At 71.2% G+C, this 12941-nt stretch carries 12 protein-coding genes; 8 read left to right on the top strand and 4 right to left on the bottom strand.

Annotated features, from left to right (window positions below; translation table 11 throughout):
• Positions 1-41 precede the first annotated feature (41 nt).
• Together ACFVSU_RS12110 and ACFVSU_RS12105 are read left to right on the top strand one after the other, a co-directional pair.
• A complete protein-coding gene (locus ACFVSU_RS12110) occupies positions 42-974 on the top strand; it encodes a 2-hydroxyacid dehydrogenase (RefSeq protein ID WP_387142827.1) in 933 nt (310 codons plus the stop codon).
• 138 nt (positions 975-1112) lie between these two features.
• Positions 1113-1712 carry a pyridoxamine 5'-phosphate oxidase family protein gene (locus tag ACFVSU_RS12105; RefSeq protein WP_387142824.1) on the top strand — a complete coding sequence of 200 codons (600 nt, stop codon included), beginning with the start codon at positions 1113-1115 and terminating at the stop codon, positions 1710-1712.
• A gap of 27 nt (positions 1713-1739) precedes the next feature.
• Here the strand turns inward: ACFVSU_RS12105 and ACFVSU_RS12100 are convergent, their stop codons facing one another.
• Complete coding sequence (locus tag ACFVSU_RS12100; protein ID WP_387142821.1) at positions 1740-2258, bottom strand: adenine phosphoribosyltransferase; 519 nt, start codon at positions 2256-2258, stop codon at positions 1740-1742.
• A gap of 74 nt (positions 2259-2332) precedes the next feature.
• Here ACFVSU_RS12100 and ACFVSU_RS12095 point away from each other — a divergent pair, with 74 nt between their 5' ends.
• From ACFVSU_RS12095 to ACFVSU_RS12075, 5 genes are all read left to right on the top strand, one after another.
• A complete protein-coding gene (locus ACFVSU_RS12095) occupies positions 2333-4015 on the top strand; it encodes a glycoside hydrolase family 13 protein (RefSeq protein ID WP_387142818.1) in 1683 nt (560 codons plus the stop codon).
• A 36-nt stretch (positions 4016-4051) separates the two neighbouring features.
• The gene (locus ACFVSU_RS12090) at positions 4052-5071 is read left to right on the top strand and encodes a LacI family DNA-binding transcriptional regulator (protein WP_387142815.1); all 1020 of its coding nucleotides are present in this window, start codon (positions 4052-4054) and stop codon (positions 5069-5071) included.
• A gap of 154 nt (positions 5072-5225) precedes the next feature.
• Complete coding sequence (locus ACFVSU_RS12085) at positions 5226-5609, top strand: YciI family protein (RefSeq protein ID WP_387142813.1); 384 nt, start codon at positions 5226-5228, stop codon at positions 5607-5609.
• A complete protein-coding gene (locus ACFVSU_RS12080; protein ID WP_387142810.1) occupies positions 5606-6850 on the top strand; it encodes an RNA polymerase sigma factor in 1245 nt (414 codons plus the stop codon). Before ACFVSU_RS12085 ends, ACFVSU_RS12080 begins: the two co-directional genes overlap by 4 nt.
• Before the next feature lie 94 nt (positions 6851-6944).
• Positions 6945-8171, top strand: coding sequence for an amidohydrolase (locus tag ACFVSU_RS12075; protein ID WP_387142808.1), 1227 nt, complete (start codon positions 6945-6947; stop codon positions 8169-8171).
• A gap of 61 nt (positions 8172-8232) precedes the next feature.
• Here ACFVSU_RS12075 and ACFVSU_RS12070 read toward each other — a convergent pair whose 3' ends face one another.
• The 3 genes from ACFVSU_RS12070 to ACFVSU_RS12060 all read right to left on the bottom strand — a co-directional run bounded on the left by ACFVSU_RS12070 (position 8233) and on the right by ACFVSU_RS12060 (position 10657).
• Positions 8233-8691: an SRPBCC family protein gene (locus tag ACFVSU_RS12070; protein ID WP_387142805.1), complete on the bottom strand. Its 459-nt coding sequence runs from the start codon at positions 8689-8691 to the stop codon at positions 8233-8235.
• Between the two features lie 17 nt (positions 8692-8708).
• Positions 8709-9443, bottom strand: a complete 735-nt coding sequence (locus tag ACFVSU_RS12065) for a hemerythrin domain-containing protein (protein WP_387142802.1) — start codon at positions 9441-9443, stop codon at positions 8709-8711.
• Positions 9444-9556: 113 nt separating this feature from the next.
• Positions 9557-10657 carry a VanZ family protein gene (locus ACFVSU_RS12060; protein ID WP_387142799.1) on the bottom strand — a complete coding sequence of 367 codons (1101 nt, stop codon included), beginning with the start codon at positions 10655-10657 and terminating at the stop codon, positions 9557-9559.
• A gap of 209 nt (positions 10658-10866) precedes the next feature.
• Between ACFVSU_RS12060 and ACFVSU_RS12055 the strand changes: the two genes are divergently transcribed.
• Positions 10867-12879, top strand: coding sequence for an APC family permease (locus ACFVSU_RS12055; RefSeq protein WP_387143504.1), 2013 nt, complete (start codon positions 10867-10869; stop codon positions 12877-12879).
• The last annotated feature ends 62 nt before the right edge of the window (positions 12880-12941 follow it).

The raw sequence follows: 12941 nt of genomic DNA, 5'->3' as shown, positions 1-12941 counted from the left end.
CGGTGACACCGGCCCCGCACCGCGCCGGTAGCGTGGAGCGGGTGAGCACAGACACCCGGAATCTCGTCGTCAGCGTCCCCACCGAGCAGCTCGCCGCAGACCTGGGCGCCCTGCCCGACGGCGTCGAGCTGGTGGTGTGGCCGATGGATGCTGCCGCCCTGCGTGACCGGTTCGACATCGTCGTGCCGCCGTACATGTCGATGGCGCGCGTGCTCGAGCGTCTCGAGGGCGTCGAGGTCGGCCTCGTGCAGGGCCAGTCGATCGGCTACGACGGTGTCGCCGCCATCCTGCCCGAGGGCCTCGTCTTCGCGAACGCGGCGTCGGTGCACGAGACCTCGACCGCCGAACTCGCGGTGGGTCTCGCGATCGCGGCGCAGCGCCACATCGACGCGTTCGCCGTCGACACCGCGGCCGGCCGCTGGGCCCCGGTCTTCGCGCAGAGCCTCGCCGACCGCCGCGTGCTGCTGCTCGGCTACGGCGGCGTCGGCAAGGCCGTCGCCGCGCGGCTCGAGCCCTTCGAGGTCGAGCTCATCCCCATCGCGTCGCGCGCCCGCGACGAGGACGGCGTCGCGGTGCACGGCATCGACGAGCTGCCGGAGCTGCTCCCCCAGGCCGAGATCGTGATCCTCACCCTGCCCGGCGGTGAAGCGACCCGGGGGCTCGTCGACGACGCGTTCCTGTCGGCCCTTCCCGACGGTGCGCTCATCGTCAACGTCGGCCGCGGCACCCTCGTCGACACGGACGCGCTCGTCGACCACGTGCGTCGCGGACGCATCCGCGCCGCCCTCGACGTCACCGACCCCGAGCCCCTCCCCGAGGGCCACCCGCTGTGGGCCCTTCCGGGTGTGCTCATCGCCCCGCACGTCGGCGGCGCATCGAGCGCGATGCGCCCTCGCGTCGCGAAGCTCGTGCGCACCCAGATCAAGCGCCTCGCCGCCGGCGAGCCGCCGATCAACGTCGTGCTCGGGGGCTGACGCCCACTGCTGCTGCACTTTCCTGCAGCTGCTGCGTCGCGCGACGCAGCAGTTGCAGGAATCTGCCGCGCTCGCGCAGGCGCCCTCTTCAGTTCTCCCCCGCTCTGAGGTAGACCGGAGGACGGACAGTGGTGCGCGATGAACGATTCCCCGAGCGATCCCCCGAGTGCAGACCCGCCGCCGAAGGTGGAGCGGCTTGCCGCTTCGGCGTGCTGGGAGTACCTGCAGACCGCCGAACTCGGCCGGCTCGCGGTCGACAACGCCGACGGCGCGCCCGACATCTTCCCGGTCAACTACGTCGCCCACGAGGGCGCCCTGTACATCCGTACGGCGCGCGACGCGAAGCTCCTCCACATCGCGCAGCACCCGATGGTCGCCTTCGAGGTCGACGGCGCGACCGACGACGACCACTACTGGAGCGTCGTGATCCGCGGCAAGGCGCAGCGCGTCACCCGTGACGACGAGATCCGCGACAGCGGGGTCCGTCAGCTCGCGTCGTGGAGCCCGACCGCGAAGTTCTTCGTCATGAAGGTCGTCGCGAACACCGTGACCGGGCGGCGGTTCCCCCAGCACGCGAGCCGCAGGGATCCGCTCATGCCGTTCGAAGGCGACGCCACGCTCCCGGCTCCGCCCGAGCCGCCGCGGCAGCCGCGCGCCGAACGCCCCGCACCGATCCCGCACTTCGGGCCGCGCACGGGTCCGCAGGACACGCTCCCGGAGCCCGGCTCCGACAGGTGACCGGCGATGCCGATCGCGGGCGTGACGTCAGGCGGTGAAGACCGTGTGCACGTCGCCGACGACCTCACGGCCACCGAGCGCCGTCAGCTCCATGAGCACCGCGGTGCCCACCACAACGCCGCCGAGCGTCTCGACGAGCTCGTGCGCCGCGACGAGCGTGCCGCCGGTCGCGAGGACGTCGTCGACGAGCAGCACCCGCACGCCCCCGGCGATGTCGTCGTGCGCCTCGATCGTGGCGGTGCCGTACTCGAGCGCGTAGGAGACGGATGCTGCGGGCAGAGGCAGCTTGCCCGCCTTGCGGATCGGCACCAGGCCCACGCCGGCCTCCATCGCGACGGCGCCGGCGAGCAGGAACCCGCGCGCCTCGACCCCGGCGACGACGTCGAACGACCCCTCGAACGGGGCGATCATCGCGTGGATGACGGTGCGAAGGGCCGAGGCATCCGCCAGCAGAGGCGTGATGTCGCGGAACTGCACCCCCGGCTCCGGGTAGTCGGGGATCGTGCGGATGAGGGATTCGGCGCGCGTGAGGGCTTCGGACAGCACCCGCCAACCCTACGCCCGGCCCCTGTGCGTCTTTCGTTACGAGGGAGTGTAAGCGCTTGCAGTATGCTGGCCGGATGACTTCCGCAGAGACCATCGAGCGCACGGACGCGTTCCTCACCACCGTCGGCGGCGAGTGGTGGCGCACCGCCGTCATCTACCAGATCTACCCGCGCTCCTTCGCAGACGCGTCGGGCGACGGCATCGGCGACCTCCCGGGCATCACCTCGCACCTCGACGACCTCGCGCACCTCGGCATCGACGCCATCTGGCTGAGCCCGTTCCAGCGCTCGCCCCAGAAGGACGCCGGCTACGACGTCAGCGACTACTGCGACGTCGACCCGCTCTTCGGCACCCTGGCCGACTTCGACGACATGCTGGCCGCGGCGCATGAGCGCAGCATCCGTGTCATCGTCGATCTCGTCCCGAACCACTCGTCCGACCAGCACGAGTGGTTCCAGCAGGCCCTCGCCGCCGCTCCCCACAGCGCCGAGCGCGCGCGCTACATGTTCCGCGACGGCAAGGGCGAGAACGGCGAGCTGCCGCCCAACAACTGGGAGTCCGTCTTCGGCGGCCCGGCGTGGACGCGCGTGGTCGAGGCCGACGGCCGGCCCGGCCAGTGGTACCTGCACCTCTTCGACTCGTCGCAACCCGACTTCGACTGGTCGAACGAGGAGGTGCGCGAGGAGTTCCGCCGCATCCTGCGCTTCTGGCTCGACCGCGGCGTCGACGGCTTCCGCGTGGACGTCGCCCACGGCCTGGTGAAGGCCGAGGGGCTGCCGGACTACATCCCGAACCCCGAGGCCGGCTCCATGGGCGGCGAAGCCGAGAACGTCCCGTACTGGGGCCAGGACGCCGTGCACGAGGTCTACCGCGACTGGCGCAAGATCCTCGAGGAGTACCAGGGCGACCGGGCCCTCGCCGCCGAGGCGTGGCTGCCCACCGCCGCGCGCACCGCCCAGTGGGTGCGCTCGGACGAGATGCACCAGGCCTTCAACTTCCCGTACCTCGAGACGAAGTGGAACGCCGCCGACCTCCGCGAGGTCATCGACGTGTCGCTCGACGCGTTCCCGGGCGTCGGCGCTCCCTCGACGTGGGTCCTCTCGAACCACGACGTCGTGCGCCACGCGTCGCGTCTCGCCCTCACGGCCGAGAACCCCCAGGGTCACGGCATCGGCCCGGACTCCCCCGGTCAGCCGATCCGCGAGGTCGGACTCGCCCGCGCCCGCGCCGCCACGACCCTCATGCTCGCCCTCCCGGGCTCCGCCTACCTCTACCAGGGCGAGGAGCTCGGCCTGCCCGAGGTCATCGACATCCCCGGCGACGCCCGTCAGGACCCGACGTGGTTCCGCACGAACGGCGAGCGGTACGGCCGCGACGGCTGCCGCGTTCCGATCCCGTGGAACGCGGATGCCCCGGCGTACGGCTTCAACGAGTCCGGAGCGTCGTGGCTGCCCCAGCCCGCCGAGTGGGCGACGCTCGCCCGCGACGCGCAGTCCGGCGTCGAGGGCTCAACCCTCGAGCTCTACCGCGCGCTGCTCGCCGAGCGCCGGGCACGGTCGCTCGGTGCGGGTTCGCTCGAGTGGATCGACGGGTACGGCACGGATGCTGTCGCATTCCGCAACGGGAATGTCACCGTCATCGCGAACACCGGTTCCATGCCGATCGCGCTGCCGGGCGGTATCGTGATCGCGTCCAGCGGTCCCGTCGCGGATGGCGAGCTCCCGGGCGACACGACGGTCTGGATCGAGACCGCCTGACACCCGCGCTGGTCTACGGGAAGGTACGGTGACGACGTGGTCAGCATCGACGAGGTCGCCCGCGCGGCGGGGGTCTCGACGGCGACCGTCTCGCGCGCGCTGAGCGGGCGCGGGCACGTCTCGGCGGGCGCGAAGGCGAAGGTCGAGGAGGCCGCCAAGAGCCTCGGGTACGTGGTGTCGGCGTCCGCGTCGAGCCTCGCCTCAGGGCGCACGCGCAACATCGGCGTGCTGGTGCCGTTCCTCGACCGCTGGTTCTTCTCGACCGTGCTGAGCGGGATCGCCTCGGCGCTCATGCGCCGCGGCTACGACATCACGCTCTACAGCCTCACCGCCGACCGCGGCGAGCGGCACGACATCTTCGACACGTTCCTGCGGCGCCAGCGCGTGGACGGGGTCATCGCGATCTCGCTCGAGCTCGGCCAAGAGGAGACCGAGCGTCTCGTCGAGCTCGACCTGCCGGTGATCGCGATCGGCGGACCCAATCCGCTGCTCACGACCCTCACCGTCGACGACGTCGCCGTGGCGCGGCTGGCCACCGAGCACCTGCTCGCGCTCGGCCATCGGCGGATCGCGCATATCGGCGCGAGCCCCGAGTTCGACATCGACTTCCACATCCCGACGCAGCGCCGGCAGGGGTTCGAACTGGCGCTGGCCGACGCCGGCATCGAGGTCAGCCCGTCCCTGTTCGAGCCCGCCGACTTCACCATCGAGGGCGGCTTCCGCGCCGCGAAGCAGCTGCTGGGCAAGCCCGGGAGCCGGCCGACCGCGATCTTCGCGGCATCCGATGAGATGGCGATCGGGGCGCTCCTCGCGGCCCGCGAGCTCGGCTATCGGGTTCCCGAGGACCTGTCGGTCATCGGCATCGACGGCCACGAGCTCGGCGAGTTCTTCCGCCTCACGACGGTCGACCAGTTCCCCCTCGGCCAGGGCGAGCGCGCCGCGGACGCCATCCTCGAGGCGCTGGAGTCGACCGATGCCGAGACTCCGACGCACCGGCCGGGCGAGCTGCCCTTCGAGCTCATCGTGCGAGGATCCACGGCGCGCCTGCCGCAGTGACCACGTCGCGGTCTCCTCATCGACCTCGGGATCGATCTCGGGAATAGTGTCGTATCCGAGCCTCACCGTTCGTGGATCAGGTATGCGGGCCCTTTCGGGCACCGCGACGGAGGATCCATGACGGGGTCCTCGTCCCGATGAAGAGGAGACGACAATGCCGAAGTACCTGATCGCATTCAACGACGAGTGGGTGCCCCTGCACACGGCCGACCAGCTGCGGAGCAAGAGCGAGGCCTCGCGGGCGCTGCTCGAGGAGATGACGAGCGCGGGCGTCTTCCTCTTCGCGGAGGGGGGCATCGACGCCTCGACCGCGGTCTGCAGCGTCGTCAGCGAGAACGGCGAGCCGGTCTTCACCGACGGGCCGTTCGTCGAGACGAAAGAGCATCTCGGCGGCTTCACCGCAATCGACGTGCCCGACGACGAGGCTGCCCGCTACTGGGCGGGACGACTGGCCGTTGCCCTGGACTGGCCGCAGGAAGTGCACCGCTTCCCCTCCGACATGACGGAGATCGTGGAGCGGCACGCGTCCGATTCGTGACCAGCCCCGCCGTCGCTGAGGCGATCACCCGCGCCCATCGCGAGGAGTGGGCGCGGGTGGTGGCAGGCCTCGCCCGCCGCTTCGGCGATCTCGACCTCGCCGAGGACGCCGCCGCGGAGGCGTTCACGGTCGCCGTGGAGCGCTGGCCGCGTGACGGCGTGCCCCCGAACCCGGGTGCGTGGCTCACCACCACCGCGACGCGCAAGGCGATCGACCGGCTGAGACGCGAGTCTCGCCGCGACGACAAGCACAAGGCGGCGCAGATGCTGTCCGACGACGCTCCTCCCGAGCCGACGGGACCGGTCGACGACGACCGGCTCCGGCTGATCTTCACCTGCTGTCATCCCGTCCTCGGCATGCAGGCCAGGGTCGCGCTGACGCTGCGGCTGCTGGGCGGACTCACGGTCGCCGAGATCGCCCGCGCCTTCTTCGTCCCGGAGACCACGATGGCGCGACGGATCACCCGCGCGAAGACGAAGATCGCGGCGGCACACGTCCCCTACCGGGTGCCGTCGGCGACCGATCTCCGCGAGCGGCTCGCCGGCGTGCTCGCCGTGGTCTACCTCATCTTCAACGAGGGCTACCTGGCGACCGGCGGCGACGATCCGATGCGGGCGGACCTGAGCGACGAGGCCATCCGTCTGGGCCGGCTGCTGCGCGCTCTTCTTCCCGATGAGGGCGAGGTGACCGGACTCCTCGCGCTGATGCTGCTCATCGACGCACGGCGGACGGCACGCGTGTCCCGCACGGGCGAGCTCGTGACCTTGGAAGAGCAGGATCGCGGGGCATGGAGTCGCGATCTGATCGTCGAGGGCCACGCGCTGGTCCGGGAGCGGATCGCCGCGGTCGCCGCCGGCGGGGAGCCGCCGGGGCGCTACCAGCTGCTCGCCGCGATCAACGCGGTGCACACCGCCGCCCCGTCCGCCCGCGACACCGACTGGTCGCAGATCGTCACCCTCTACGACCGCCTGCTCGGCGCCGATCCGTCCGCCATCGTGCGACTCAACCGCGCCATCGCGGTCGCCGAGATCGACGGTCCCGACGTCGCACTCGCGGAGCTCGACCGGCTCGGCGGACCTCTCGACGGGTATCACGCCTTCCACGCCGCGCGCGCCGACCTCCTCCGCCGGCTCGGGCGGAGCGAGGAGGCGCGGTCGGCCTACGACCGTGCCGTGGAGCTCGCCGGCAACCCCGCCGAACGCGCGTACCTCATCAGGCGCCGCGACCAGCTGGTGTGGTGATCCCGGCCCGCCCCGCCCCGCCCCGCCCCGCCCGGACACGATGCGGGGCGGCACCGATCCGGGGGTCCGGCACCCCGGGGATAGGCTCGACCGCATGACCCTCGACCTCGAAGCGATCTACGTCGATCTGCACCGGCATCCGGAACTGTCCTTCCAGGAGACCCGCACGGCGGGGGTGATCGCACAGCACCTGACCGGGCTCGGCGTCGAGTTCGAGGAGGGGATCGGCAAGACCGGCGTCGCCGGGGTGATCCGCAACGGCGAAGGTCCCGTCGTGTGGCTGCGGGCCGACATGGACGCGCTGCCGGTGCCCGAGCAGACCGGTCTCGACTACGCGAGCACCGCCCGCGGCACCGACCCGGCGGGCAACGACGTGCCCGTGATGCACGCGTGCGGGCACGACATGCACGTCACCTCGCTGCTCGGCGCCCTCGAGCGCCTGGTCGCCACGAAGGACGAGTGGTCGGGCACGATCGTCGCCGTCTTCCAGCCCGCCGAGGAGTACGGCGCGGGATCGCAGGCGATGATCGCCGACGGCGTGCTCGACCGCTTCCCGAAGCCCGACATCGTGCTCGGCCAGCACGTCACCCCGCTCCCCGCCGGCACCATCGGCGTGCGCAGCGGCACGCAGATGGCGGCGTCCGACGGCCTCACGGTCACGCTGCTGGGCCGCGGCGGCCACGGCTCGCGCCCGCAGGCGACGATCGACCCCGTGGTCATGGCGGCGGCCACCGTCATGCGGCTGCAGACGATCGTGTCGCGCGAGGTCGACCCGCGCGACGTCGCAGTCGTCACGGTCGGGTCGATCCACGCGGGCCTCAAGAACAACATCATCCCGGCCGAGGCGAAGCTCGAGCTGAGCCTGCGCTACCCCGACGACGAGGCTCGTGCCCGCGTGCTCGAGAAGGTGGAGCGCATCGTCCGCGCCGAGGCGCAGGCCTCGGGGGCGGAGGAGCCGCCGGTCATCGTCACCGACCACACGCTCCCCCCGACCATCAACGACGCCGAGGCGACCGCGCGCCTGACCGCCGCGTTCGACGGCGCGTTCGGCGACGGCACCGTCATCGACCCGGGCATGTTCACCGGCAGCGAGGATGTCTCGTGGTTCGCCCGCGAGGCGGGCGTGCCGCTGGTGTTCTGGTTCTGGGGCGGCGTCGACCCGGCGAAGTTCGCCGAGGCCACCGCCGCCGGCACGGTCGAGCGCGACATCCCGACCAACCACTCGCCCTTCTTCGCCCCGGTGCTCCAGCCCACGCTGAGCCGCGGCGTCGACGCGCTCGTGGTCGCCGCGCGGGAGTTCCTCGGCACGCCGACGGCGTAGACGGCGGACGGATGCTGCGGGCCGCAGCATCCGTTCCCTCCGGCCCTTCTCGCGGAGCACGTCAGGCGGGTTCGGCGACGGCTCCGGCGCGGGCATCCTCGGCGTCGAGCAGTCGCTGGAGACCGCGGAAGTCGCGCATGAGGATGCGGGCAAGGACGAACGTGGGGAGCAGCGCAACCAGCCGCAGCCACCCCGCCACGTCGCCCCCGTAGTCGGCGCGCACGCGCGTCCCGCGATCCTCGGCGGAGCAGGCGTACTCGACGCGCGAGTTCCACGGTGAGGTGGAGTGCCACACGACCCGCTCGTCGGGCTCGACGACCTCGAGCACGTCCTCGAAGTGGACGCGGAACGGGCCGATGATGTGGTCGACCGCCGTCCAGCGGCTGCCCACGCTCGCCGGCCCGTCGCCGACGCGCCGGCGGAGCTCGACCGCGGGCGCCCAGTCGTGCCACGTGCCGGGGTCGGCGAAGTACGGGAACACGCGAGCGGGCGGGTGGTCGAGATGCACGTCCAGCGTCACGCGTCTCCACATGGCCGTCACACCATCGCGGGAACCGGGCGGTCGGGGTAGAGCTCCCGCATCGCCCTGTTGTACTGCCGCTTCATCAGCAGCTGGTACAGCAGCCGGATCGGCGCGGGGACGTTCGCGCGCATCCACTCGTCGCGCTCGGCCTCAGGCACGCTAGCCACCAGCAGTCCGAGCTGGAGCGACATGATGTCCTTGCCGAGCTCCTTCCGGTGCGCCATCAGCTCGGCCCGCGTGTGCTCCTCCATCCAGTCCCACTCCTGCTGGGAGAGGACGGCGCCGGCCACCGGCATGATGTCGTCCTCCTCCTGCCCCAGATGCACCACGAGGGTGTCGCGCAGATGCTCGATGTCGCCGGCGAACGCGTCGCGGAGCGTGGCATCCGCCGTCCGGAGCCACGGCTCGAGCTGCGGCTCGATCCGGGCGAGCTGGGACGCGACTTCGGCGTGCTGCGCGCGCATCTGGTCGACGTGCAGCGCGCAGCCGGGGTCGCGCGAGACCAGCCTGTCCCACAGCGCGGCGTCCTCGGTCTCGTGGTGCATGTGCAGCGCGTAGAAGTCGAGGTGGGCGTACCGGCCGACGATCGCGGCCCGTTCGACGTCGCCCGGTGGCACGCCTCGCACGAGCTCCGGCAGCTCGCGGTAGAGCCAGCGGAAGATCCTGTGGACCAGGATCAGGCCGGACGTGTCGCAGCCGGGTTCCTGCCCCTCCGGCATGGCTCCGGAGGAGGGCAGCTTGGTCGCCATATCGCACCCCCGATCCCCGCAGCTCGTCGACACTGACGACCCCAGGCGGTGATCAGCCGGATTCTACTCCCGCGCCGCGCGTCGCCCCAGGCCTGCGCGCGCCGGCCCCGGTGTCAGCGGCCGGGGGCCGTCGCGGAACCGGGAGGCGCAGCATCCGGCTCCTCCAGCTCGCGCGCGTCGGTGAGGCGCTGACCCGACGCGAGACCGGGGAGACCGCGACGCCCGTCGGTCGTGAAGACGAGGACGATCGAGACGACGGCGAACACCGAGGCCACGAAGGTCCAGGCGCCGGGGAGCGCGTTCAGCACGAGGTAGCCGCCGATGCCGGCGACGAAGCGCAGGAAGCGCGCGAGCCCCACCGGGAGCGGCCCGCCGGTGAAACGCAGCTGCACGGCGTGATCGCCGATCGTGCCGCCGGTCGCCAGCGTCGCGACGAGCCACACGACGATCGGCACGGCGGAGCCGATGAGGTTCGCCGCGGATCCGTCGCGCACGGCGGCGTCCGCACCGAGGAGGTAGAGCACGAGCTGCACGGCGACGACCACCGTGAGGGTGAGCACCCAGGCCGCGAGCCCGTCGCACAGCATGCCCAGCAGGCGCCGGCCGCGCGTGACCGGCTGCGGCTGGTCCGCGTCGGGCAGGCGGGACGACCCGCGGTAGCGCCGCGGAACGGCGAGCGCGAGCAGCGAGCCGAGCACCGCCCCCAGGGTGTTCGTGAGCAGATCGTCGACGTCGAACACGCGGTAGGCGCAGGGGTAGAGGCCCCACACTCCGGTGAGCTGGGTGACCTCGACGAAGCCCGACAGCCCGACGCCGACGACCAGGGCGGTGATCACGCCGCGGCCTCCGAGTACGCGGAGGAAGAACCCGAGCGGCACGAAGAGCAGGACGTTAAGCAGCAGCTGCAGGACGGCGGGGTCCGTCGCGAAGCCGCTGCCGCGGCGCACGAGGGCTCCGCGGAGGTCGTCGGCGATCGCCGTCACGTCGATGTTCACGCCCGTGCACGCGATCGTGTCGGGATCGGGGAGCGGCAGGAGCGTGTAGGTCCAGATCGCCATCACGTAGACGAGCGCGGCGCCCCACACCACGAAGCGGCCGACGCCGAATCCGCCCCGGCGGCGGTAGCTGAGCGCGACGAAGGGGACGAAGAGCAGCACCCCCACGACCACCCCCAGGGTGATCGCGAGCACACCGAGGATGATCTGCTCGTCCACGCTACGAGTGTCCCAGAGAGGCACCCGTATGGATTTCGTGAGGATGGTCGTCTGGATGCATCCTCACGTTCTCCTCACGAGTAGCCTTACGGGCCGTGACGAACGAAAGCCGCGAGCAGTCGGTGGACGAGACGCCGATCGCCAAGCGCCTCATCCTCGGCGACCCGCTCGCGTCCACAGACTCCGACGAGCACCTGCTCCCGAAGAAGATGGCGCTGCCGATCTTCGCCTCCGACGCGCTCTCGTCCGTCGCGTACGCGCCCCAGGAGCTCCTCCTCATCCTCCTCACCGGCGGCCTCGCGTTCCTCGCGTTCGCGCCCTGGATCGCCGCCGCGGTCATCGTGCTGCTGATCGTCGTCGTGATCAGCTACCGGCAGCTCATCAAGGCGTATCCCTCCGGCGGCGGCGACTACGAGGTGGCGCGCAAGAACCTCGGCGAGGTCCCTGGCGTCATCGTGGCGTCCGCGCTGCTCGTCGATTACGTGCTCACGGTCGCGGTGTCGGTCGCGTCGGGCGTCGACAACATCATCTCGGCGCTGCCCGGCCTCAACCCCTGGCGCGTCGAGCTGGCCGTGGGATTCGTCATCCTGATCGTCATCGTGAACCTGCGCGGTGTGCGCGAAGCGTCGCGCGCGTTCGCGATCCCGACGTACATCTTCATCGGCTCGGTCGGGCTCATGATCCTCGTCGGGCTCTTCCAGATCGTCACCGGCAACCCGCCGGTCGCCTCGAGCGCCCAGTACGAGGTGCAGACCGAGAGCCTCACGCAGGCCGCCGTCATCCTGCTCGTGCTGCGCGCCTTCTCGAGCGGCTGTTCGGCCCTCACCGGCGTCGAGGCCGTGTCGAACGGGGTGCAGGCGTTCCGCAAGCCCAAGGTGCGCAACGCCCAGACCACGCTCGCGATGATGGGCGGCATCGCGATCCTGCTCTTCGCGGGACTGACCGCGATCGCGCTCGTCTCGGGCGTGCACTACGCCGAGAACCCCTGCGACCTCATCGGCTTCGACTGCTCCAACCCGCAGCCGAGCCTCATGGCGCAGGTCTCGTCGGCCGTGTTCGGCATGAACTCGATCCCGTTCTTCGTCATCCAGGCGGCGACGGCCGTGGTGCTGCTGCTCGCCGCCAACACCGCCTTCAACGGCTTCCCCCTGCTCGGGTCGGTGCTCGCCCGCGACGGCTACGCGCCCAAGGCCCTCAACACCCGCGGCGACCGCCTCGTCTACTCCAACGGCATGATCATCCTGGGACTGGTCGCGATCGGCGTGCTCGTCGTCTACCAGGCCAACCTCACCAACCTGATCCAGCTGTACATCATCGGCGTGTTCGTCTCGTTCACGATCGGCCAGATCGGCATGATCCGGCATTGGATGCGGGGGATCCGCGGCATCCGCGAACTCCCGGCCGAGGCGCGCCACAGCGCCTCCGCCCGCACCGAGCTCTTCGGCCTGCGCAAGGGTCTCGTCATCAACTCGCTCGGCGCCACGATGACGGCATCCGTCCTCGTCATCGTGACCATCACGAAGTTCACGCACGGCGCGTGGCTCGTGTTCCTCGCGATCCCGATCCTGTCGTTCCTCATGGTCGGCGTACACCGCTACTACCGCGACGTCGAGCACGAGATCGAGATGGACGACCAGACGCACTTCGGGTCGACGGGCGACGTCGCCCTCATCCTCGTCAACCGGCTGCAGAAGCCCGTCGTGAAGGCGGTCGACTACGCCCTCGCCGCCAAGCACGACAAGACCTTCGCCGTGCACGTCTCGGTGACGAAGGAGGACGCTGCGGCGCTCGAGGCGGAGTGGCGCCAGCACCGCATGCCGATCCCGCTCAAGATCATCGAGTCGCCGTACCGCATGTACGCGAGCCCGATCGCCGACTTCGTCAAGAAGTACCGCGAAGAGCACGGCTCCTCGGTCGTCACCGTCTACCTGCCGCAGTACATCGTCGGCCACTGGTGGGAGTCGATCCTGCACAACCGCCGCGCCCGCCGCATCGCGCAGCAGCTCATGCTCGTGCACGGCGTATCGATCACGCTCGTGCCGTGGCTCCTGGACTCGTCCGAACTCATCTACGGACGCCGGTCGCGCGTCCTGCCCGGCGACGAGCGGGCAGGACGCGTCACATCCCCCGAGGTCCATCGCGTCAGCCGCCGCGCCGTCCGCCCCGGAGGGCCGCCCGAGAAGGCGGACGCCCCCGACGCGTCGATCTCGACCAAGCCCTGACCCCGGCGCCGGGCGCCCGACCCGAACGAGCACCCGGCGCCGAGTGGCGGCATCCCGCGTAG

This window comes from Microbacterium sp. NPDC058062 (assembly GCF_042885375.1).
GTDB classification, from domain to species: domain Bacteria; phylum Actinomycetota; class Actinomycetes; order Actinomycetales; family Microbacteriaceae; genus Microbacterium; species Microbacterium trichothecenolyticum_C.
Note: the sequence above shows the minus strand (reverse complement) of the source record. Positions and strands in the feature narration are given on the sequence as shown.

What these genes read in the sequence shown, in the direction of transcription:
- ACFVSU_RS12105 (WP_387142824.1), top strand. Translation starts at nt 1,113, where the DNA reads ATGAACGATTCCCCGAGCGATCCCCCGAGTGCAGACCCGCCGCCGAAG.
- ACFVSU_RS12095 (WP_387142818.1), top strand. Translation starts at nt 2,333, where the DNA reads ATGACTTCCGCAGAGACCATCGAGCGCACGGACGCGTTCCTCACCACC.
- ACFVSU_RS12085 (WP_387142813.1), top strand. Translation starts at nt 5,226, where the DNA reads ATGCCGAAGTACCTGATCGCATTCAACGACGAGTGGGTGCCCCTGCAC.
- ACFVSU_RS12075 (WP_387142808.1), top strand. Translation starts at nt 6,945, where the DNA reads ATGACCCTCGACCTCGAAGCGATCTACGTCGATCTGCACCGGCATCCG.
- ACFVSU_RS12065 (WP_387142802.1), bottom strand. Translation starts at nt 9,443, where the DNA reads ATGGCGACCAAGCTGCCCTCCTCCGGAGCCATGCCGGAGGGGCAGGAA.
- ACFVSU_RS12055 (WP_387143504.1), top strand. Translation starts at nt 10,867, where the DNA reads ATGGCGCTGCCGATCTTCGCCTCCGACGCGCTCTCGTCCGTCGCGTAC.